We start from the raw sequence: 20865 nt of genomic DNA, 5'->3' as shown, positions 1-20865 counted from the left end.
GTCATGAAACTGTGACATGTCAGGCACAAGACCACAAAGAACACCGGGCAGCCTGAGGGGAGTCCTCCCCTCGGTGCGGGGGCGCGAGGGGTGGACCACTCCTCGGCTGTGACCAAAATCACATGATCTGAAAAGCCCAGGTTGGTCAAGGGAAGTCCAACTGAATGCCACGTTTGGGTTGCGCACCACCCCCCAAGTCAGGGCAAGCTCATAGGTCGTGAACCCAGGTCCGCAGTTGAGTGAGCGCTCCGCGCCCGAGGTGCCCCGTGGCCGGCGCCGCCCGGCACGTTCCTCCAGGCAGACAGCCAAGCGGGTTCTGATCATCGGGCTGAGCCTCGTGGCCGTCTTCGGTGGCGGCGGCTTCGTCGCCTACACCGCCTACCAGAACGCCTCGGCCCCGCCCCCGCGGCAGCTCACCCTCGCCGAGATGAACGGCCTGCTCGGCGGCGACCCCTTCGCCCCCGACCCCAGCTCCGACGTGCTGAAGTCCGCCGCGGTCGACGCGATGCGCAAGGCCCAGCTCGCCAACAGCCGCAAGGGCAAGCCCAAGCTCAACCCGATCGAGGTCGCCGAGCAGGGGCCGGGCGGCGACGGCATCCCCGCCGCCAACTTCCCTCCCGGCAGCAACCCCTCGCCCGGCAGCAACAAGGCCGTGGCCAAGGACATGCTCGCGGGCTTCGGCTTCGGTGGCGACCAGTGGGGCTGCCTGGAGAAGCTCTGGCAGAAGGAGAGCGGCTGGAACGAGCGGGCCATGAACCGCTACTCGGGCGCCTACGGCATTCCGCAGTCGCTGCCCGGCAGCAAGATGGCCAGCGCGGGCGGCGACTGGCAGACCAATGCGGCGACCCAGATCAAGTGGGGTCTTGGCTATATCAAGGGCCGCTACGGCACGCCTTGTGGTGCGTGGGGTCATTCCACGGCAACGGGCTGGTACTGACACCCCCAGTGATGGGCAAGTCCGCTCGCCGACGGTGACGTGACGGCTCACGCTGGCCGTGTGAAGGTCAGCGTGATCGTGAATGTTCACAATCCCGGCGACACCGCCGACGCGTGCATCCGCTCCGTGCTGGAGCAGACGCTACCGCCGGACGAGTACGAAGTGATCTTCGTGGACGACGGCTCCACGGACGGGATCGCCGAGCGGCTCGACACCGTCGCGTCCGTCAGGCGCAACGTACGGGTTCTGCACCTGCCGTACACGGGCACGTCCCTACGCGGTCGCAACGTGGGTATCGCCAGCGCCAGAGGCGACTACGTCTACCTGCTCGACCAGGGTGACCGGCTGGAGCGCGGGGCGCTCGCCCTGATGCACCAGCGGGCCGTCGAGACGGAGGCCGACGTGCTGGTCGGCAGGCTCGTACGCGACGCGGGTCCGCCGATGGTCGCCTTCGAGGCCAACAGGGAGCGCGCCGACATCCTGCGCGACCGGCTGCTCACCCTGCTCACGCCGCACAAGCTCTACCGGCGGGCATTCCTCGAGGAGACGCGGCTCAGCTTCGCCGTATCAGGAGGGAAGGTGGCGGAGCAGGCGTTCTCGCTCTGCGCCTACCTGCGGGCCAAGATCATCACGGTGCTCGCCGACGAGGTGTGCTGCCACCTCGGCGAGCAGCCGGAGCGGGTGGACGATCCGGCGGTCGTGGTCACCGAGCTGCGCGCGCTGCTCGACGTCGTCGACGACGGCACGGAGGAGGGGCGTCAACGCGACCGGATCTACGCGTTCTGGTACCGCTCGATGGTGCTGCGCCCGTTCCTGGCCCCCAGGTTCGCGGGATCGTCAGTGGACAGGGGCCTCAACTTCACGATCTTGCGGGAACTGGTGCTCGAGCGGTTCCCCGAGCGCCTGGACCGCTACCTGCCCGTCCACCTGCGCGCGGTCTCATCCATGGTGCGCGCGGGCCGCCTGGACCAGCTCGTCAGCTTCGCCAACGCGTCGCGGCGCGGCGAGCTGAGGGCCGAGCTGCACGACGTGCGCTGGTCGGGAGAGGTGCTGGAGCTGGACCTCGCGGTGGAGATCCACACCTCCGCCGACGAGCCCGCCAGGTTCCGCGAGGAGGAGGACAGGCTGCACTGGCGCCCGCCGGGGTCGGTCGACCAGACACTGCTGCCCGACTCGGTCACCGACGTCACCGACGCCGTCGACAAGGCCCGCATCGAGGTCTACGTCAGGCACGAGGAGACGGGCGACGTCTACTTCGTTCCCGTCACCAGCAACGTGGTGCGCGTTCACGAGCGCGGCAGGGTCAGGGTCCAGGTGCACGGGCAGACGCGGGTCGACGTCACCACCGCCGCGCTCGGCGAGGCGCTGCCGACGGGCCTCTGGGCGGTCCACGTCAGGATGTACGGCGGCGCCCACCGCGCCGCCACCAGGGTCAAGCACTCCGCGGGACCGTTCACCTGCCTGGGCGTGCTGGCCGAGCGGCCGAAGCGGCGCCTGGTGGTGCCGTGCTGGAGCGACGAGGGAGAGCTCGGCCTGTGCATCGAGCCCAGATCGTTCCCCGACTCGATCGCGCTCGTCTCGCGCGGGACCACCGTCACCAGGCAGGGGCGCCACGTCTACGTGGTGGTGCCGGTGCCGTACGTGCCGCCGAGCGGCGGGCCCGCCATCGAGCTCGTGCTGCGCCACACCCGCCACCAGCGGGAGATCAGCGCGCCCGCCCTGGTCGAGCCAGGGCTGCCGGGCAGGGCAGCGGGGCAGCTGGTCGCCAAGGTACCCGTCGCCCGGCTGCTGCCGGGCAGGGACCAGCTCGGACCGGGCTCGTGGGTGTCCTCGCTGCGCACCAATGAGCAGGAGACGGGGTTGCGCTTCGCGCTCGAGATGCGCGGCGGCAGGATCGAGGTCATGCCGATCACGGCGGTCGATCCTGAGCGCGACCCGATGGGCCGCGACACGCTGCTGCGCAGGCTGGCCCGTCGCGTGCCGGCCGCACGGTTCGCCGTACGGCTGGCACGGGCGGGCAGGCACCGCTACCTGCGCGGCTGAAGATGCTCCACCAGCAGCCTGCGGAACTCCTCGGGGCGTTCGAGGTGCGGGCTGTGGCCGCACTCGGCCAGCACGACCTCGCGGTAGTCGCCGTAGCGCTCCAGCGCCGCCCTGGTCTGGGCGACCATGGGCTGCGCGGAGGTGCCGGGCGAGCCTGGCACCACGCCGAGCCTGCCGAGGTGGGCCAGGTCGAACAGCGACGTGTCGGAGACGATGACGTCGTCCGCGCCTCTGATCCACAGGATCGGCGGCTTGGGGTCGATCGTGTGCAGGTCGTCGACGCGGAAGTGGTTCGGCGCCATGGCGTTGAGGACGCCGCGGATGCCGGGTCGCACGCCGGGCCAGGCCTCGGACGTGGCGGCGTCGCCGGGGTAGTTGTCCTCCCCGACCCTGGTGGTCAGCATCGCGGCGACGTAGAAGTCCTCGTCGTCGACGGGCTTGGCGACGTAGGAGGAGCGGAAGACGCTGCGAGGGGACGTGGGCGACTCCTCCGACATGTCGCCCTTGGCGAGCCTGTCGAGGAAGTCGGGGTTCACCGCGCCCGCGCCCGACCCTGTGCCGTCGGCGTGGCTGAGGGCGCCGTCGGCGCTCTCCGTGCCGCCGAAGCCGTACGGGGAGACGGGGTTGACGAGGGTGAGCGAGCGGACCAAGGCGGGCCGGTCGCGCAGGAGCTGCGTGATGACGCCGCCGCCCATGCTCCAGCCGACCAGGTGGACCTGGCCCAGCTGCATGGCCTCGACCAGCTCGATCAGGTCGTCGGAGAAGTCGCGCAGGCCGCGCGTGGCGTCCACAGGGGCGGGGTCGCTGTCGCCGAAGCCGCGCAGGTCCACCGCGAGCGGCCGGTACGGCTCGGGCAGCGCGGCCAGGCTGTCGCGCCAGAACGCGGCCGACGAGACGTTGCCGTGGACGAACAGCACGGGCTCGCCCTCGTCGCGAGGTCCGCTCAGGACGTTGTGGGTAAGCCTGCCGGTGGTGACCTTCATCGGTGACTCCCCAGGAGACCGCGGGCTTCAGCCTTGGGGAGGAATCGGGAGCTGGGGAGGGCCGTCAAGGCCCGAGCGGTGCAGTGACCTTGCCTGATCCGCATCGCAGCGACCTCTCTCTTGGTATGGTTCAGGTGTTCGGACGGGCTGGCGATAACCAAGTCGGCAGGTCCGGGCCTACCGCCGGGCTGGCGGGATGTGAAGCCTGTGGAGGCCACGTAAGACCGGTCGCCCACCTTCGGGTGTGCGTGGGCAGTCGCCTGTGAAGCGGGAAGGTCCGACCCGTGAGGGCTGGAATCCCCCGGATTCATCCGTGGGGAGGATGTCAAGCGCTGACCTTCCCTTCCGCGAGATCGCTGCCCTGCGTCTCGCGGGCAGCGTAGACCGCGATGAGCGTGAGCGCCGCCGCCACGGCCAGGTAGATGGAGATCGGCACCCAGGTGCCGAAGTCCTGCAGGAGCTTGACCGCGATGATCGGAGCCAGCGCGCCCGCCACGATGGCCGACAGCTGGGCGCCGATCGACACGCCCGTGTAGCGCATCCTGGTGCCGAACAGCTCGGAGAAGAAGGCGGCCTGCGGGCCGTACATCATGCCGTGGAAGAGCAGGCCCACGGTCACGGCCAGCGTGATGGGCAGGAAGCCGCCGGTGTTGATGAGCGGGAAGAAGGCGAAGATCCACACGCCGATCCCTGCCGCGCCCGCCAGGTAGATCGGGCGGCGGCCCACGCGGTCGGACAGCGCGCCCCACACGGGGATGGTGATGAAGTGGATCGCCGAGGCGATGAGCACGGCGTTCAGGATGGTCTGCTTGTCCAGCTTCACGACGGTCGTGCCGTAGGTGATGACGAAGACGGTGAGCAGGTAGAAGGAGATGTTCTCGGCCATGCGGGCGCCGATGGCGATCAGCACGTCGCGCCAGTGGTGCCGGAGCACGCCCGCGATCGGCGTCTTGTCCTCCAGCGGAGGCGCCTGCTGGAAGACCGGCGACTCGCTGATGGACAGCCGGATCCACAGCCCGATCAGGACCAGCACACCCGACAGCAGGAACGGCACCCGCCAGCCCCACGACAGGAACGCCTCGTCGGACTGGAAGGCGGCCAGCAGCGCGAGGACGCCCGTGGCGAGCAGGTTGCCGCCCGGGGCCCCGGCCTGCGGCCACGAGGCCCAGAAGCCACGCCTGCCCGCCTCGCCGTGCTCGGAGACGATGAGGACGGCGCCGCCCCACTCCCCGCCGAGCGCGAAGCCCTGCACCAGTCGCAGAGCGGTCAGCAGCAGCGGCGCGCCCGCGCCGATCGCGGCGTGGGTGGGCAGGCAGCCGATGAGGAAGGTCGCGATGCCCATCATGAGCAGGCTGATGACGAGCAGCGTCTTGCGGCCGAGCCGGTCGCCGAAGTGGCCGAAGATGAGGCCGCCGAGCGGGCGGGCGATGAAGCCGACGGCGTAGGTGAGGAAGGCCAGCAGGGTGCCGGTCAGCGGGTCGGCCTCGGGGAAGAACAGCTTGTTGAACACGAGTGCCGCGGCCGAGCCGTACAGGAAGAAGTCGTACCACTCGATGGTTGTGCCGATCAGGCTCGCGGCCACGATCCTTTTGATGCTCATGAGCTTCGCCTGTCTGAGGGAGTGGGGGGTTTCGCCCACGTTAAGGAGTGACCGGCGTCACTGATATGGGCGCGCACCCCACACTCTCAGGCGGGGATATGTGGGTCAGCCGCTGAGCCTGTGCAGCCGGAGCGCCAGCTGGATCTCCAGGGCTCGCTCAGGGTCCTGCCAGCCGTCGCCGAGCAACTGGGCGACCCGGTCGAGCCGTTGGGTGACGGTGTTGACGTGGATGTGCATGGTCTCGGCGGTGCGCGACGGCGAGCCGCCCGAGCCGAAGTAGGCGGCGAGCGTCTTGAGCAGCGCGGTGCCCCTGCGTTCGTCGTAGTCGATGACGGGGCCGAGCGTGCCGGTGACGAAGGCGCCCACGTCGCGGCCCTCGCCGATCAGCAGCCCGACGAAACCGAGCTCGGCCGCGCTCGCGCCGTCGCCCGCGCGGCCCAGGGCCAGCAGCGACTCGGCGCAGTGCAGCGCCTCCCTGTGGGCTCGCGGGACGTGCGTGGGGTCGGTGATCGGGCCCGTCGCCCCCGCCGTGGCGGGGGAGCCGAGCGAGATGGTCAGCTCGGTGGCGACGCGCTGGGCGGCCGCGCCGGGGTCGGTGCCGGGCAGCAGCAGCACCGCCTCCTGGCCGCGGGCGGCGGCCAGGCCGCCGGAGAGCGTGGCCTGTGAGGAGGCCCAGAAGGCGGCCCGCTCGCGCTGGCCCTCGTGCCTGGCCACTACGACCACGTGCGGGGCCGTCAGGTCGACGCCGAGCCTGCGGGCGCGGTCGGTGAGGCCCTGCGGGTCCTCGGCCGCGCGGGAGATGAGGTCGTCGAGCAGCTCGCCGCGCACCCTGCCCTCGGCCTCCGCCACGCTCCTGCGGAACAGCAGCAGCAGCGCGCAGACCAGCGCCGCCCGTTCCAGGATGCGCTCGTCGGCGGCGTCCCTTCTGTGCGGATCGCTCTTCAGCACCAGCGTGCACAGCGGCGCGCTCGCGGTGATCATGAGGTCGCCCCTGCGGACGGTCCTGCCCGGCACCGCCGCGTCGAGGACGCCCTGCTCCACCTCGCCGACCAGCGGCCTTCCCGTCTCGTCGAGGACGGCCAGCGTGCCGCCGAGCACCTCCGTCACCACGGCGGCCACGTCCTCGATGCCGCCGCCGCGCAGCACCAGCGAGGTCATCCTGTCGTGGGCGAGCGCCGCGCGCTCCACGGCGTCGCTGTGCTCCCTGGCGATCCTGTGCGCGTGGGAGAGCTCCTCCAGGGCGTTGCGCGTCTCCTGCAGCAGCCTGGCGTTGTCGATCGCGACCGCCGCGTGCGCCGCCAGGCTCGCCAGCAGCGCCACCTCCTCCTGGGCGAACGGCCGCGCGCTGCGGTTGGCCGCCATCAGCACGCCGATCACCCGCTGCCCCAGGCGCAGCGGCACGCCGAGGATGGCGACCAGGCCCTCCTCCTTGACCGCCTCGTCGATGTCGGTGGTGTGGCGGAAGCGCGCGTCGGCGAAGTAGTCGGCGGTGGAGTACGGCGTCGCCGTCTGCGCCACCAGGCCGCCGAGCCCCGCGCCCATCGCCAGCCTGAGCGCACGGAAGGCGGCCGAGATCGAGCCGTCGGTGACCCGCATGTAGGTGTCGCCGCGCTCGGGGTCGTGCAGGGTCATGTAGGCGGTGTCGGTGCCGAGCAGCTGCCTCGCCCTGTGCACGATCGCCTCGAGCACCGCGTCGAGGTCGCGCAGTCCCGCCAGGTCGCCCGCGGTGTCGTAGAGGGCGCTCAGCTCGGCCTCGCGCCGCGCCCTCCGCCTGAGCAGCGCGCGGACCTTGAGCGCGGCCAGCTTGGCCTCTTCGAGCTCCTCGATCGTCCGCGCGCTCGCGCCCTCGGCCCTGGCCTTGAGCGTCGGGCCCTCGAACTCGACCGCCGACGCCTCGCGCGCCAGCAGGTCGAGGAACGCTAGCGAGCCGTCCATCCACCGTCCACGGGAAGGGAGACGCCGGTGATGAACGAGCCCGCGGGCCCGCACAGGTAGGCGACCAGCTCGGCGACCTCCTCGGGCTCGATCAGCCGCTTGATCGCGGCGGGGGCGAGCATGATCTGCTCCACCACCTCGGACTCGGGGATGCCGTGGGAGGCGGCCTGCGCGGTGATCTGCCTCTCGACCAGTTCGGTGCGCACGTAGCCTGGGTTGACGCAGGTGGACGTCACGCCCTTGCCCGCGCCTTCGAGCGCGATCACCTTCGACAGCCCTTCGAGCCCGTGCTTGGCCGACACGTACGCCGCCTTGTACGGCGAGGCCCTGAGCCCGTGGACGGAGGAGATGTTGACGATCCTGCCCCAGCCCTTGGCGTACATGCCCGGCAACACCCGCCTGGCCAGCAGGAACGGCGCTTCCAGCATGACCTTGACGATCTTGGCGAAGACCTCGGGAGGGAACTCCTCGATCGGCGCGACGTGCTGGAAGCCCGCGTTGTTCACCAGGATGTCGACGGGCTCGTCGGGCAGCTCGTCCAGGAAACGGGGCTCGGACAGGTCGGCGACGACGGGGACGCCGCCGACCTCCTTCGCCACCCGCTCCGCGGACGCGGCCGACATGTCCACGACCAGCACCCTGGCGCCGGCGGCGGCCAGCCTGACGGCGCAGGCCCTGCCGATCCCGCTACCCGCCCCCGTCACCAGGGCCGTTCGCCCGGTCAACTCGTCGGTCATGCCTCGGACCCTAGACCCTTCCCCTCCCGAGGCACATGGAGCCCGGCCACATACCTCTCTGGATCATTATGTGGACATCTTGATGAGCCCGCCCGCGAACGCCTTCTGGCTCAACGCGCCCAGCTTCACCACCGAGCTCGGGTAGACACTGCCGCAGCTGGTGTCCTTGGCCACCAGGTCGGGCCTGATCACGGCGGAGTCGATGACGCCCTGGCCGTAGCCCATGAGGAAGGAGCGCAGCTCGACGGGGGTGGGATCCACGCCCTCCTCCTCCAGCGACCTGTCGATCTCGGCGACCTCCCTGGCTATGGCGTCGGACAGCGTGCGGTCCTGTGCGGCCTGGGCGAGGATGTCGCGTCCGAAGCGGGCGTAGATGTGCTCCAGCGGAGTGGCGGACAGGTGCCTGGTCAGGTCCTTGGTCCTGGCGTTGCGCATGGCCTGCATGAGGCGGAGAAACAGGATCTTCATCTGGTCGGTGACGCCGGCATCGGCGCCACCCCTCCTCTCGCTCCTTCAGGGGACGTTGTCGAGAACCCGCAACCTCGTGGAGCGACGGTGGACCGCGCTGCGCCGACCTGTGCTGTCCTGGGATGCCCACACCGCCTCCCTCGGCTCCCCGCGGGCGCGGGGCGGCCACACCCGGATCGATACCCCGGACGCCTGGGCCGCCGACCATCGAGCGCAAAACGCAATCCGGTTGTTGCACGGGGCCGTCCTGCCTTTCGCCAGAGGGTTGACGACTTCCTCTGACGACGTGATGGGGCTATCGGATGGCGGCGTTGGCGAATCGTTATCGCAGGCCGGGCAGAACGTCGGCATATGCCGGGAATACCTTTACCGGCCCCGCCGTGGCGAGGCCGGTTCCCGGGCCCCCTCGACCGTAGGGAGGCTCAGGGCGAGGGCTTCGTCATGGACAGCACGTCCAGGATCGCGTCCAGCTCCGCCTCCGTGATGGTGCCGTTGGCGACGTGCCCGCGCTCGATGACCACCTCCCTGATGGTCTTGCGCTCGGCCAGCGCCTGCTTGGCGATCTTCGCGGCCTCCTCGTAGCCGACGTGCCGGTTCAGCGGCGTGACGATCGAGGGCGAGGACTCGGCGTACTCGCGCAGCCGCTCGGTGTTGGCGGTGATGCCGGCGACGCAGCGGTCGGCCAGCAGGCGGGAGACGTTGGCGAGCAGGCTGATCGACTCCAGGATGTTCCTGGCGATGACGGGGAGCATGACGTTCAGCTCGAAGTTGCCGGAGGCGCCCGCGAAGGTGATGGTGGCGTCGTTGCCGATGACCTGGGCGGCGACCATGGCCGTGGCCTCGGGGATCACCGGGTTGACCTTCCCCGGCATGATCGAGGAGCCCGGCTGGAGGTCGGGGAGGTTGATCTCGCCGAGCCCCGCGCGGGGGCCGGAGCCCATCCACCGCAGGTCGTTGGCGATCTTGTTAAGGGAGACGGCGACGACCTTCAGCTGGCCGGACAGCTCGACGAGCGCGTCCTGGCTGCTCTGGGCCTCGAAGTGGTCCTCGGCCTCGACGAACCTGATGCCGGTCGCCTCGCTGAGCTTCTCGATCGCCTTCGCCGCGAAACCCGGCGGGGTGTTGATGCCGGTGCCGACGGCCGTACCGCCGAGGGGGAGCTCGACCACGTGGGCCAGGGCCGACTTGACGCGGTTGACGCCGTGCTCGATCTGGGAGGCGTAGCCGCCGAACTCCTGGCCGAGCGTCACCGGAGTGGCGTCCATGAGGTGGGTCCTGCCGGACTTCACGGTCTGGGCGAACTCCGCCTCCTTCACGCGCAGCGCGATGGCCAGGTGCTGCAGCGAGGGGACAAGGTGGAAGACGACCTCGGTGGCGGCGGCGACGCGGATCGAGGTGGGGAACACGTCGTTGGACGACTGCGAGGCGTTGACGTGGTCGTTCGGGTGCACGGGCCGGCCGAGGCGTTCCTGGGCCAGCGTGGCGACGACCTCGTTGGCGTTCATGTTCGAGGAGGTGCCGGAGCCGGTCTGGAACACGTCGATGGGGAAGTGCGCGTCGTACTCGTTCTCCGCCACGTCGGCGGCGGCCTGGGCGACGGCCTCGGCCACGTCCTTGTCGAGGACTCCCAGCTCGGCGTTCACCTCGGCGGCCACCGCCTTGATCAGGCCGAGCGCGGCGATGTGAGAGGGCTCCAGGCGGCGTCCCGAGATGGGGAAGTTCTCCACGGCCCGCTGAGTCTGGGCGCGCCAGCGGGCGTCGGCGGGGACGCGGACCTCACCCATGGAGTCGTGCTCGATCCGGAATTCACTCATGTGTCCAAGTCTGTGCGATCCGGATCGAGCACGGCGTGCCGGGGTCAGGAGATGGCGGCGATGACGAGGATCGCGATCACGGCGAGCGCGACGATGGCGACGCCGATGAGGATGAGGACGCCCGCCCTGTTGCCTTCCTTCTCGGGCGTCCCCGCGCCCGCGATCGCGAACAGGTCGGTGCCCAGTCCCGGCTGCCGGTCGGGGTGGTCGCTCCCGTATCCGCCGGGCTGAGCCGGTACGGCGGGGCCGCCCTGTCCGGGCGGCATGCCGTTGTACTGGTTGGGGGGCGGCGGGCCGCCGTACCCGGGGAACCCCTGGCCGCCGGGCCCCGGCTGCGCGCCCGGTCCCGGTCGCGGTCGCGTGGCGGGACCCGCGGGCGCGCCTGGAGGCGGCCCTGGCGGGCCCCCGAACGCGCCTCTGCCGTCCTGACCCATGGGGCCTGAGAAAGCGCCGGGCCCCTGCCCTGCGGCGGGTCCTGAGAACGCTCCAGGGCCGCCTGGCTCTGCGTACGGGCCAGGGCCCCGGGGGGCGCCGGGCGGCGGGAAGACCGGCTTGTCGGCACGAGTGTTGGGGAGGGTCAGCCGCGAGGTCGTGATGGCGCCCTCGTCCACCGGCTCGACCGGCTTGGGCGGCGCGGGCTTGGGTCGCTGCACGGCCATCGTCCTGTCGGGGTCGAATTCCTCCATCACCTTCGGGATGTCGCTGGTCGGCGTGTCGGCCACCATCCGCAGCAGGGTCTCCGCCTTGGCCGCGGTCAGCCGCTGGCGGTGGTCCTTGTGCAGCATCCCTTCGAGCACGGGGCGCAGCGCCCCCGCCTGCGTGGGCGGGTCGGCGCTCTCCGTCATGAGCGCGGCCAGCGTCTCGGCCACCGTCGCGCGCTCGTAGGCGGGCCTGCCCTCCACGGCGAAGTAGAGGGTCGCGCCGAGCGACCAGATGTCGGACTCCGCGCCGGTGTACTCGCCGCGGGCCCGTTCGGGCGCGGTGTAGCCGGGGGATCCGATCACCATGCCGGTCTTGGTCAGGCGGGTGTCACCCTCGGCCTTGGCGATGCCGAAGTCGGTGAGGACGATCCTGCCGTTCTCGGTGATGAGCACGTTGCCCGGTTTGACGTCGCGGTGCGTGATGCCCTGGGCGTGGGCGGCGCGCAGCGCGCCCAGCAGGTCGACACCGATCTCGGCCACCAGCCGGGGCGGCAGCGGGCCCTCCTCCTCGATGACCTGCTCCATCGAGCGGGCCTCGACGAGCTCCATGATGATCCACGGGCTGTTGTCCTGGATGAGCACGTCGTGGATCGAGGCCACGGACGGATGACTGATCCGCGCGGCGGTACGGCCCTCGCGGACCATGCGCTCGCGCAGTTCGACGCGCTGCTCCTCGGTGAGCCCCGGATCCTGGCGGATCTCCTTGATCGCCACCTCGCGGCCGAGGGCACGGTCGTGGGCCCGCCACACGGTTCCCATCGTCCCTCTGCCGATCGGTGTGATCAGCTCATAGCGTTCCGCGAGCAGGCGCTTCTGCTGTTCCGGCATGAGAAGAAGATATCTATTCTCGCTTGGGGAACGCTTTACCCTCGCTTGCGAAGTTCGCGGGGCCAAAAGCGTCGTGGAAGGAACAACTTTATCACTTTCGCCATAAATCGGGCATAGGCGGAGGGGTTCGGGCGCTGCTCGACGACCTTCCTGTGCACGCCCTCGCCCGGCCTGCGGTGCGTCCTGGGAAGCGGGACGACGGGCGTCGGCGCGGTCGTCTCCGCCCTGTGCAGACCCCGATGCGTGGGCCTGCGCGCGGGGCCGGGACGCGGAATCCTGCCGCCCCTGACGGCCAGCGGGTCCTCCGCCTCTCCTCCGGCCGCGACGCGGGCCAGCATGAGCGAGGCGCGCACCGAGTCGAGCCTGGTGGCCGGGTCGATCCTGAGCAGGGCGTCGAGCACGGGGGCCAGCGGCCCCGCCTTGACCATGGGGATGGGCTCGCCGCTGGTGAGCGCGGCCAGCGCCGCGGCGGCCGTACGCCTGCCGTGCAGGCCCCTGCCCTCGACGGCGGTGTAGAGGGTCGCGCCGAGCGACCACAGGTCGGCCGCGGGACTCGCCTTCGAGCCGAGCACCCGCTCGGGCGCGATGTAGCCGGCCGAACCGAGCACGATGCCCGCCTGCGTGATCGAGGCGTCACCCTCCATCGCGGCCAGGCCGAAGTCGGTGAGCACCGCCCTGTCGTCGGTGACCAGCACGTTGCTGGGCTTGACGTCGCGGTGGAGGATGCCCTTGGCGTGAACGGCCCGCAGCGCGCCGAGCACCTGCCTGCCGATCTCGGCGGCCCTGCGCGGCGGCAGCGGCCCCTCCTCCATGATGAGCTGCTCCAGGGACCTGGCCTGGAGCAGCTCCATCACGATCCACGGCCGCTCGTCCTCGGTGACGACGTCGAAGACGGTGATCACCGAGGGGTGCGCGACCATCGCCGTGGCCCTGCCCTCGCGCTCGGTGCGCGCGCAGAGCTCGGCCCTCAGCTCCTCGTCGAGAACCGTGGGCAGGCGCACTTCCTTGACCGCTACGTGACGGTCCAGCAACTCATCGTGCGCTCGCCAAACCGTGCCCATACCGCCGCGGCCGACCGGCTCCATAAGCCGATAGCGCGCGGCAAGGAGGTAACCGGACGGCGCACGCATGGCAGGCAGCTTACCTATTTGCGGAAACCGACCAGTAGAGGCCGGGCCGATAAAAAGTTGCGAACTTCTGTCAACCCGCCTGACTCGTCACGTCAGCAAACCTCTTGGCGACATCATTCCAGTTCACCAGGCCCCAGAGCTTCTCCACGTAGTCGGGGCGCACGTTGCGGTACTGCAGGTAGTAGGCGTGCTCCCAGGCGTCGAACACCAGCAGCGGCGTGGTGTTCATGCCGACGTTGCCGTGGTGGTCGTAGACCTGCTCCACCACCAGGCGCTTGCCGAGCGGCTCGTAGGCCAGCACGCCCCAGCCCGAGCCCTGCACGCCGCTGGTGGCGGCGGTCAGCTGCTTCTGGAAGGCCTCGAAGGTGCCGAAGTGCTCGTCGATCGCGTCGCGCAGCGCGCCGTCGGGGCGGTCGCCGCCGTCGGGGGAGAGGTTCTCCCAGAAGATCGAGTGGAGCACGTGGCCGGACAGATGGAAGGCGAAGGTCTTCTCCAGGCCGACCAGGCCGCCGAACTGTCCCTTGTCGCGGGCCTCGGCCAGCTGCTCGAGGGTGTCGTTCGCGCCCTTGACGTAGGCGGCGTGGTGCTTGGCGTGGTGCAGCTCGAGGATCTCGCCCGTGATCGCCGGCTCGAGCGCCGCGTAGTCGTAGGGCATGTCAGGAAGGGTGTAGCCACCCATGGTCCACCTCCAAGTGATCAATGCCCTTCGACACTATTGCAAGGAGTTCGCATCTGCATCAGACCATGGGCTTAGGACTCCACCTTGTTGCAATCAGCTCGCAACTGCATGATGATGGCAGAGTCAGTTTGGTCCTGTGTGCGGCGGGCGGGTCTTCCCGCCCGCCCACGCGCACGGGCTTGACGCCTCCGGGCCTTCACCGCGTCAGTGGATTGCAAGCTGGCTGTCAGCGCCCCGACGCATTCTGAATCCATGAACCTATCTGCCACAAAATGCATCGAAACTGTCGGTGCGGATCGTCATCATGAAGGTAGAGAGGTTCGCAGGAACCAGAAAGGCACCCGGCTGCGTTGGGGTGGGAAAGGAACCGTTTCCAGCGCGCAGGGGGCCCGCCAGGGCGACGACGCCCACCAAGTGAACAACCCAGGAGAGTCATCTGAGAGGTGCATGATGTGCTGTCACCGACCCGCTTGTCCCGCGGCCAACGCTGCCGACCGTGAGGCTTCGCACGTGATCGCGGCCCACCCCGACCAGGGCTGGAGCCTGCTGTGCAACGGTGTGGTCCTGTTCGAGGACACCGGTCTGCTGCTGCCCGACGGCTCCGTCGTCGCCCCCCACCGCGGCCTGGTCGCCGCCTGACTCACCGACAGAGGTGCGGTCGTCCGAGACCGACCACACCTCGGTGAGCCGGCGCGTCACCCGTAGAAGGTGCGCGCCCCCGACACCGACCACACCTCGGTGATCAATCCCTCCGACACGGCCAGGACGTCGACCCCGCTCTTGGACACCTCGCCGAACGTCGCCTTGTAGGGACGGGCGACCAGCCCGGTCACCGCCCCCTCGACCATCCTGAGGTCCACGACCGCTTCACCTTCGGCGAAGAAGCGCAGACCCGGATGGGACTCGTGCCACCCCGCCACGATCGTGGCCAGGCCGTCGGCGTGCCGTACGTCATCGAAGGCCTCCGTGCCCGCCTGCGCGTAACGCAGCACGAACTCCGGCGCCATGATCTCCTTGGGGTGCAGCTCCAGGTTCCACATTGCGGTCCACCTGTCGAACAGTTGGACGCCGAACTCTCGAACGTTCATGCGAACACCGTAGAGAACCGCACCGACAATTCAGCGCCGTCCGATGGACGGCACGAGGCGACGCGCCGACCTCACAGTCGCGCACATGTTGTAACGGCTGGGTTGCCTCGACGGCGGCGTCTGGGTTGGTCCTCAGTGCTGTGGCCCCACCGTCCACGGCCGGAGCTTGTCGGGGTTGCGTACTGCCCAGATGCGCGTGATCCGGTCGCTTACGACGTCGAACGCCATCACCGTGACGATGACGCCGTTTTGCTGAGCCACCAGACCGGGCTGGCCGTTGACCGTACGCTCCAGGATCGTCATGTCGGGTACCATGCCGGCGATCTCGATGGCGTAGCGTGCGATCCGCTCGCTGCCTTCGACCGGGCGGAGCACGGCGTTGACCAGGCCGCCGCCGTCGGTGATCGCCGTGGCGCCGGGGTCGAGGAGGCCGATGAGGGCGTGGATGTCCTTGGCTTCCCACGCCTGCTTGAAGTCCCTGACGATTCCGGCCTGCCGGGCTGTCGGAGTCGCGGGAGCCTGCGACGCGCGGATGCGACGGCGGGCCGAGGTGGCCAGCTGGCGACATGCCGCCGGGGTACGGCCGACGATCTCGGCCACTTCGGCGAAGGGGTAGCGGAAGACATCGTGAAGGATGAACGCGACGCGCTCGGCCGGGGTCATCGATTCGAGCACGACGAGGAAGGCCATGTTGATCGACTCATCCAGGGTGACACGGTCGGCCGGGTCGGCCGTGGTGCCGCCCGACCGCCCGTTGACCCACTCCACGCGATCGGGCAGCGGCTCCGGGATCCATTCGCCCACGTAGCGCTCCCGCCTGGCCCGTGCCGAGCCGAGCAGGTCGAGGCAGACGCGGCTGGCGACCTTCGTCAGCCAGGCGCCGGGCGATTCGATGGCCTCCTGCTGTTGCCGGGACATGGCGTACCAGCGGGCGTAGGTCTCTTGGACGACATCCTCGGCCTCGGCCAGGGAGCCGAGGAGCCGGTACGCGAGATTGATCAGCTGACGCCGCTCGCTCATGATCGCGCTCAGGCTCGGGTCGGTCCGTGCGTGTCCTGGCTCGGATGGGGTGGTCACGGTGTCGTCGGCTCCTTGGTCGCAGCTGCCCTCACCCGTTCGACGAGACAGCGCGCCGAACTGTGAGGTCGGCGCGTCACCTCACATTCCCAGCGCTTGTGTCGTCGGACTGCTGAGACACCATCCAGCACGTCCTCGCCCGTCCCGCAGCCGTCAAGGAGTCACCCATGTTCTTGCGTGTCGCGATCACCCTGCAAACCTTGGCCCTCTTCGCCGCGCCGATCACCGCCGGACTGTTGTTGTCCTCGCCCGCCGGACGAACATTGCACAGTGTTTCGGCGTACGGGGTGTTCGCCGCGGCGGTGTTGCACCTGGTCACCGCGATCTTGGTGTGGCGTCCGGGCGGCGGCTCGCCCAGGCCCATCCTGTACGCGGCCGGGTTCTTGGCGCTCACGCTGGCGCAGATAGCGCTGGGCATCGCGCAGGTGAAGACCCTGCACGTCCCATTGGGTGTGCTGTTGTTCGGCATGAGCGTCCTTCACCTCAGCCGGGTCTCGGTCGGCCGCCGCGCTCAGGGACTTTGAACTCGAGTCCCTTGACCCGCGGTCACATGCGCAACCAAGCGTCGTGGCACAGGGGCAAGCCCCCGGCCAACAGCCGGAGGCTTGACCTCAGTGGTGCTGTCTAGCTGCGATTTCGGGTAGGGATGCCCATGAAGGTTCCCCCGCCGTCCATCTGTCGTTGATCAAAGAAGTCGCTGCCCTTGTCGTCGACGACGATGAAGGCGGGGAAGTCCTCCACCTCGATCTTCCAGACCGCCTCCATGCCCAGCTCCGGGTACTCCAGGACCTCGACCTTCTTGATGCAGTCCTGGGCCAGGCGCGCGGCGGGCCCGCCGATGGAGCCGAGGTAGAAGCCGCCGTACTTCTGGCACGCCTCGGTGACCTGCTTGGACCTGTTGCCCTTGGCCAGCATCACCATGGATCCGCCCTCGGCCTGGAAGCGCTCGACGTAGGAGTCCATGCGGCCGGCGGTCGTGGGCCCGAAGGAGCCCGATGCGTAGCCCGTGGGGGTCTTGGCGGGGCCCGCGTAGTAGACGGCGTGGTCCTTCAGGTAGGCGGGCATCTCGCCGCCGCCGTCGAGCAGCTCGGCGATCTTGGCGTGGGCGATGTCGCGGGCCACCACCAGCGGCCCGCTGAGCGACAGGCGCGTCTTGACCGGGTACTTGGTCAGCTCGGCGAGGATGTCGCGCATCGGGCGGTTGAGGTCGACCTTCACCACGTCGTCGGACAGGTGCTCGTCGGTCGTCTCCGGCAGGAAGCGGGCGGGGTCGGTCTCCAGCTTCTCCAGGAAGACGCCCTCGGGCGTGATCTTGGCGAGCGCCTGCCTGTCGGCCGAGCAGGAGACGGCGATGGCCACGGGGCAGGAGGCGCCGTGCCTCGGCAGGCGGATCACGCGGACGTCGTGGCAGAAGTACTTGCCGCCGAACTGGGCGCCGATGCCGAGCTTCTGCGTCAGCTCGAAGACCTTCTGCTCCATCTCCACGTCACGGAAGCCGTGGCCGGAGGCCGAGCCCTCGGTCGGGATCGAGTCGAGGTAGCGGGCGCTGGCGTACTTGGCGGTCTTCAGCGCGTACTCGGCGCTGGTGCCGCCGATGACCACCGCCAGGTGGTACGGCGGGCACGCCGCGGTGCCGAGCGAGCGGATCTTCTCCTCGAGGAAGGCCAGCATGCGCTTCTCGTTCAGGACGGCCTTGGTCTCCTGGTAGAGGAACGACTTGTTGGCCGAGCCGCCGCCCTTGGCCATGAACAGCAGCTTGTACTCGTCGGGGTGCCCGTGGGGGTCCTCGGCGTACAGCTCGATCTGGGCGGGCAGGTTGTTGCCCGTGTTCTTCTCCTCCCACATGGTGAGCGGAGCCATCTGCGAGTAGCGCAGGTTGAGCTTGGTATAGGCGTCGTAGACCCCGCGCGAGATCGCCTCGGCGTCGGCGCCGTCGGTCAGCACGTGGCGGCCCCGCTTGCCCATGACGATCGCCGTGCCGGTGTCCTGGCACATGGGCAGCACGCCACCGGCGGAGATGGAGGCGTTCTTGAGCAGGTCGAGCGCGACGAACCTGTCGTTGCCGCTCGACTCGGGGTCGTCGACGATCTTCCGCAGCTGGGCCAGGTGGCCGGCGCGCAGGAAGTGGGAGATGTCGTGCACGGCGGTCTCCGTGAGCAGCCGCAACGCCTCCGGGTCGACCTCCAGGAAGCTGCGTCCAGCAGCCTCGACCTTCCCCACCCCCTCGCTGGTGATCAGCCGGTATTCGGTGTCGTCGGCGCCAAGCGGGAGCAGGTCGGTGTAGTCGAACTCGGGCATGTCCCTCGATCCTTTCGGTCCTCCTAGAGGGTACGGCTTGACGAACGCGAGGAAGAACCGCCGGTCGAACCGGGCGATTTTTCCGATTCATGGGGTTATGGAGGTGTCCCTGTGGGGGCGTTCGGTCGAAGTCTTAGGAGAGGAGGAAGCCATGGACCTACCCATCTATTTCGTGCTCGGATTCGCGCTCCTCGTCGTCGGACTTCTCGGGCTGGCCGTCGTCGCCATCGTGCTGACGGGCATCAAGAACGGCCAGTGGCCGGTGCAGGAACACCACCCACATCGGCATATCTGGGACCGCTGAGCCCGACGACGATACCGGCGATGACCAACGCCGCCCCCAGCAGGTCGGGCGCGCTCGGCACCGCGACGCCGAGCGCGAGCCCCGTGACGATCGCGCCTACCGGGATCAGTCCCGCGAACAGGCCCGCCGTACCGGGGCCCAGCTTGGGCAGCGAGGAGTACCACAGGAAGAAGGCGATCGTCGTCACGACCACCGCGAGGTAGGCGAAGCCGAGCCCCTCGGCCAGGGTGGGGACGCGCAGCATGGCCGAGCCCTCCACCGACAGCCCGATCACGGCCAACAGAGGCACCGCGAGCGCCGTCGAATAGGCCGAGACCCGCATCGCGCCGAGCTTCGGCAGAAGGGGGATGGCCAGCATGGAGAAGCTGACCTCCCCCACGAGCGCGCCCAGAGACCACAGCAGGCTCGGCAGGTCGCCGCTGCCGAGACCTGCGACCAGGGTGGCGCCCGCCACGACGACCCCCGCCCCGACCAGCAGTCTCGGCGCGGGCCGCCCGTCGATCAGGGCCAGCACGAGCGGTACGGTGCCCAGCACCGTGCCTGGGAGGGCGGGACCCGCGTGCCTGGTGGCCTCGATGACGCACACGTTGAAGATGACCAGGCCCAGCACCGAGAGCCCGATGAGCAGCAGCGTCTCCCGCGCGGTCAGCCGGACGAAGCGCTGGCCCGCCATTCGCGTGGCGAGGAGCAGGATAATCGCGGCGGCCAGGTAGCGGACGGCCTGCCCGCCGTACACGGGATAGTTCTGGATCACTCCTGACACTCCCGCGAGGGTGCCGACGAGGAACATGGCGGAGGCCGCCCCAAGGACGCCGTTTCTCATGTACGGCATGCTAGGAATCAAATGGTTCGCCCAGACAGTCCAATGATGTGGCGAAAGAGGAGACCAATTGGCCGACCTCCATATCCCGATAAATCGTGATCTCGGGGCGATCGCGGGGCAGATCGCGGGGCACCTGCGCGAGTCGATCAGGCAGGGCAGGCTCGAGCCGGGCACCAGGTTGCCCGCCAGTAGGGACCTCGCAGGCGATCTCGGCCTCTCCAGAGGCGTGGTGGTCGAGGCCTACGAGCAGCTCGTCGCCGAGGGCTTCCTGCTGGCCAGGGTCGGCGCGGGCACCGTGGTCGCGCCGATGGCCCGCAGGGAGTCCGAGCCGGTCGCCGCCCGCGAGTGCGCTCCCTACTACGGGCACCGCCCCACCTCGCCCGACCTGAGCGGCTTCCCCCGCGAACGCTGGCTGGCCGCGCTCAAGCACGTGCTGACCACGGTGCCGAGCGACGCCTTCGACTACTGCGACCCCGGCGGCGTCATCGAGCTGCGCGAGGAGCTGGCGAGCTATCTCAAGCGGGTCCGCGCCGCCGACGTCAGCCCCGACAACCTGGTGATCGTCGGCGGCGTCGCCCAGGGACTGAGCCTGATCCTGCACGTGCTGAACGGCCCCAGGCTCGGCGTCGAGGACCCGACGAGCCACCGCCAGGTCCCGCTGCTCAGGAGGACGGGCGCGGAGCTGGTGCCGATCCCCGTCGACGAGGAGGGTCTCGACGTCGCCGCGCTGGACGGGGTCGAGGCCGTGCTCGTCACCCCCGCGCACCAGTACCCGACCGGCGTCGTGCTGTCGCCCGCGCGCAGGGCCGCGCTCATGGAGTGGGGCGGCCTGGTGCTGGAGGACGACTACGACGCCGAGATCAGGTTCGACCGCGACCCCGTCGGCTGCCTGCAAGGACTCGCGCCCGACCGGGTGGTCCTGTCGGGCAGCGTCAGCAAGTCGCTGGCTCCGGGGCTCAGGCTGGGCTGGCTCGCGGCCCCTCCCGACCTGGCCGAGGCCGTACGGCGGGCCAGGGGCGAGTTCGACCTCGGCTCTCCCGTCATCGAGCAGTACGCCCTGGCCCACTTCCTGCGCTCGGGCGGCTACGACCGCAACCTGCGCAGGATGCGCAGGGAGTACAGGAAGCGCCGCGACGCCATGGTCAGGGCGCTGGCCGAGCACCTGCCCGAGGTGAGCGTCCGCGGCATCGAGGCCGGCCTGCACGCCTACGTCGACCTGCCCGAGTCGTGGGACGAGCGGGAGGTGGCCGCGGCGGCCGAGGCCGAGGGGCTGTCCGCCGAGCCCGTCGGGCCGATGCGCTTCGCCGAGGGGCCGCCCGCGATCGTCATCGGGTTCGCCCGCCTGCCCGCCCACCACGCCCCCGACGTGGTCAGACGACTAAAGGTAAGAATGTCTGGACAAAGAATGGGATAGAAGGTT

Annotated in this window: 19 protein-coding genes; 6 read left to right on the top strand and 13 right to left on the bottom strand. The window is 69.7% G+C overall.

Annotated elements, in window-relative coordinates; translation table 11 throughout:
* The first annotated feature begins 235 nt into the window (after window positions 1-235).
* The gene (locus tag AB0B45_RS27960; RefSeq protein ID WP_358136200.1) at window positions 236-937 is read left to right on the top strand and encodes a lytic transglycosylase domain-containing protein; all 702 of its coding nucleotides are present in this window, start codon (window positions 236-238) and stop codon (window positions 935-937) included.
* A gap of 60 nt (window positions 938-997) precedes the next feature.
* Window positions 998-2980, top strand: coding sequence for a glycosyltransferase family 2 protein (locus tag AB0B45_RS27955; protein WP_358136198.1), 1983 nt, complete (start codon window positions 998-1000; stop codon window positions 2978-2980).
* Here AB0B45_RS27955 and AB0B45_RS27950 read toward each other — a convergent pair.
* From AB0B45_RS27950 to AB0B45_RS27910, 9 genes are all read right to left on the bottom strand, one after another.
* The gene (locus AB0B45_RS27950) at window positions 2965-3963 is read right to left on the bottom strand and encodes an alpha/beta hydrolase (RefSeq protein ID WP_358136195.1); all 999 of its coding nucleotides are present in this window, start codon (window positions 3961-3963) and stop codon (window positions 2965-2967) included. The genes AB0B45_RS27955 and AB0B45_RS27950 overlap by 16 nt on opposite strands.
* A 325-nt stretch (window positions 3964-4288) precedes the next feature.
* The gene (locus tag AB0B45_RS27945; protein ID WP_358136193.1) at window positions 4289-5563 is read right to left on the bottom strand and encodes an MFS transporter; all 1275 of its coding nucleotides are present in this window, start codon (window positions 5561-5563) and stop codon (window positions 4289-4291) included.
* Window positions 5564-5668: 105 nt separating this feature from the next.
* Complete coding sequence (locus tag AB0B45_RS27940) at window positions 5669-7498, bottom strand: helix-turn-helix domain-containing protein (RefSeq protein WP_358136191.1); 1830 nt, start codon at window positions 7496-7498, stop codon at window positions 5669-5671.
* Window positions 7483-8235: a 3-hydroxybutyrate dehydrogenase gene (locus tag AB0B45_RS27935; RefSeq protein WP_358136189.1), complete on the bottom strand. Its 753-nt coding sequence runs from the start codon at window positions 8233-8235 to the stop codon at window positions 7483-7485. The genes AB0B45_RS27940 and AB0B45_RS27935 overlap by 16 nt, the downstream gene beginning before the upstream one ends.
* 66 nt (window positions 8236-8301) lie before the next feature.
* A complete protein-coding gene (locus AB0B45_RS27930; protein WP_358136186.1) occupies window positions 8302-8703 on the bottom strand; it encodes a hypothetical protein in 402 nt (133 codons plus the stop codon).
* A gap of 422 nt (window positions 8704-9125) precedes the next feature.
* A complete protein-coding gene (locus AB0B45_RS27925) occupies window positions 9126-10517 on the bottom strand; it encodes a class II fumarate hydratase (protein ID WP_358136183.1) in 1392 nt (463 codons plus the stop codon).
* A gap of 44 nt (window positions 10518-10561) precedes the next feature.
* Window positions 10562-12046: a serine/threonine-protein kinase gene (locus AB0B45_RS27920; protein ID WP_358136180.1), complete on the bottom strand. Its 1485-nt coding sequence runs from the start codon at window positions 12044-12046 to the stop codon at window positions 10562-10564.
* Window positions 12047-12081: 35 nt separating this feature from the next.
* Entirely contained in the window at window positions 12082-13176 is a 1095-nt protein-coding gene (locus AB0B45_RS27915; RefSeq protein WP_358136177.1) for a serine/threonine-protein kinase, read from the bottom strand.
* Between the two features lie 70 nt (window positions 13177-13246).
* Window positions 13247-13855 (bottom strand): superoxide dismutase, encoded by a 609-nt coding sequence (locus AB0B45_RS27910; protein ID WP_358136174.1) that lies wholly within the window; start codon window positions 13853-13855, stop codon window positions 13247-13249.
* Window positions 13856-14305: 450 nt separating this feature from the next.
* Here AB0B45_RS27910 and AB0B45_RS27905 point away from each other — a divergent pair, with 450 nt between their 5' ends.
* A complete protein-coding gene (locus AB0B45_RS27905) occupies window positions 14306-14494 on the top strand; it encodes a DUF5999 family protein (protein ID WP_358136171.1) in 189 nt (62 codons plus the stop codon).
* 56 nt (window positions 14495-14550) lie between these two features.
* On the opposite strand, the gene AB0B45_RS27900 is transcribed toward AB0B45_RS27905, so the two are convergent.
* Entirely contained in the window at window positions 14551-14943 is a 393-nt protein-coding gene (locus AB0B45_RS27900; RefSeq protein WP_358136169.1) for a hypothetical protein, read from the bottom strand.
* 132 nt (window positions 14944-15075) lie between these two features.
* Entirely contained in the window at window positions 15076-16020 is a 945-nt protein-coding gene (gene sigJ, locus AB0B45_RS27895) for an RNA polymerase sigma factor SigJ (protein WP_358136166.1), read from the bottom strand.
* Between the two features lie 167 nt (window positions 16021-16187).
* Here sigJ and AB0B45_RS27890 point away from each other — a divergent pair, with 167 nt between their 5' ends.
* The gene (locus tag AB0B45_RS27890; RefSeq protein ID WP_358136165.1) at window positions 16188-16544 is read left to right on the top strand and encodes a hypothetical protein; all 357 of its coding nucleotides are present in this window, start codon (window positions 16188-16190) and stop codon (window positions 16542-16544) included.
* A 100-nt stretch (window positions 16545-16644) separates the two neighbouring features.
* On the opposite strand, the gene AB0B45_RS27885 is transcribed toward AB0B45_RS27890, so the two are convergent.
* Entirely contained in the window at window positions 16645-18318 is a 1674-nt protein-coding gene (locus AB0B45_RS27885; RefSeq protein ID WP_358136162.1) for a fumarate hydratase, read from the bottom strand.
* A 37-nt stretch (window positions 18319-18355) separates the two neighbouring features.
* On the opposite strand from AB0B45_RS27885, the gene AB0B45_RS27880 reads away from it, so the two are divergent.
* Entirely contained in the window at window positions 18356-18622 is a 267-nt protein-coding gene (locus AB0B45_RS27880; RefSeq protein WP_358136159.1) for a hypothetical protein, read from the top strand.
* Here the strand turns inward: AB0B45_RS27880 and AB0B45_RS27875 are convergent.
* Window positions 18561-19445 (bottom strand): DMT family transporter, encoded by an 885-nt coding sequence (locus tag AB0B45_RS27875; RefSeq protein WP_358136158.1) that lies wholly within the window; start codon window positions 19443-19445, stop codon window positions 18561-18563. The genes AB0B45_RS27880 and AB0B45_RS27875 overlap by 62 nt on opposite strands.
* Window positions 19446-19512: 67 nt before the next feature.
* On the opposite strand from AB0B45_RS27875, the gene AB0B45_RS27870 reads away from it, so the two are divergent.
* On the top strand, window positions 19513-20859 hold the full coding sequence (locus AB0B45_RS27870; RefSeq protein ID WP_358136155.1) for a PLP-dependent aminotransferase family protein: 1347 nt from the start codon (window positions 19513-19515) through the stop codon (window positions 20857-20859).
* Window positions 20860-20865: the final 6 nt, after the last annotated feature.

Origin of the sequence: Nonomuraea sp. NPDC049152, assembly GCF_040648355.1 — a bacterium.
GTDB lineage: Bacteria > Actinomycetota > Actinomycetes > Streptosporangiales > Streptosporangiaceae > Nonomuraea.
This window is presented reverse-complemented; position numbering and strand designations above follow the sequence as displayed.

What these genes read in the sequence shown, in the direction of transcription:
- AB0B45_RS27950 (WP_358136195.1), bottom strand. Translation starts at nt 3,963, where the DNA reads ATGAAGGTCACCACCGGCAGGCTTACCCACAACGTCCTGAGCGGACCT.
- AB0B45_RS27920 (WP_358136180.1), bottom strand. Translation starts at nt 12,046, where the DNA reads ATGCCGGAACAGCAGAAGCGCCTGCTCGCGGAACGCTATGAGCTGATC.
- AB0B45_RS27915 (WP_358136177.1), bottom strand. Translation starts at nt 13,176, where the DNA reads ATGCGTGCGCCGTCCGGTTACCTCCTTGCCGCGCGCTATCGGCTTATG.
- AB0B45_RS27905 (WP_358136171.1), top strand. Translation starts at nt 14,306, where the DNA reads ATGTGCTGTCACCGACCCGCTTGTCCCGCGGCCAACGCTGCCGACCGT.
- AB0B45_RS27885 (WP_358136162.1), bottom strand. Translation starts at nt 18,318, where the DNA reads ATGCCCGAGTTCGACTACACCGACCTGCTCCCGCTTGGCGCCGACGAC.
- AB0B45_RS27940 (WP_358136191.1), bottom strand. Translation starts at nt 7,498, where the DNA reads ATGGACGGCTCGCTAGCGTTCCTCGACCTGCTGGCGCGCGAGGCGTCG.
- AB0B45_RS27875 (WP_358136158.1), bottom strand. Translation starts at nt 19,445, where the DNA reads ATGAGAAACGGCGTCCTTGGGGCGGCCTCCGCCATGTTCCTCGTCGGC.
- AB0B45_RS27900 (WP_358136169.1), bottom strand. Translation starts at nt 14,943, where the DNA reads ATGAACGTTCGAGAGTTCGGCGTCCAACTGTTCGACAGGTGGACCGCA.
- AB0B45_RS27935 (WP_358136189.1), bottom strand. Translation starts at nt 8,235, where the DNA reads ATGACCGACGAGTTGACCGGGCGAACGGCCCTGGTGACGGGGGCGGGT.
- AB0B45_RS27925 (WP_358136183.1), bottom strand. Translation starts at nt 10,517, where the DNA reads ATGAGTGAATTCCGGATCGAGCACGACTCCATGGGTGAGGTCCGCGTC.
- AB0B45_RS27910 (WP_358136174.1), bottom strand. Translation starts at nt 13,855, where the DNA reads ATGGGTGGCTACACCCTTCCTGACATGCCCTACGACTACGCGGCGCTC.
- AB0B45_RS27945 (WP_358136193.1), bottom strand. Translation starts at nt 5,563, where the DNA reads ATGAGCATCAAAAGGATCGTGGCCGCGAGCCTGATCGGCACAACCATC.
- AB0B45_RS27930 (WP_358136186.1), bottom strand. Translation starts at nt 8,703, where the DNA reads ATGAAGATCCTGTTTCTCCGCCTCATGCAGGCCATGCGCAACGCCAGG.
- AB0B45_RS27890 (WP_358136165.1), top strand. Translation starts at nt 16,188, where the DNA reads ATGTTCTTGCGTGTCGCGATCACCCTGCAAACCTTGGCCCTCTTCGCC.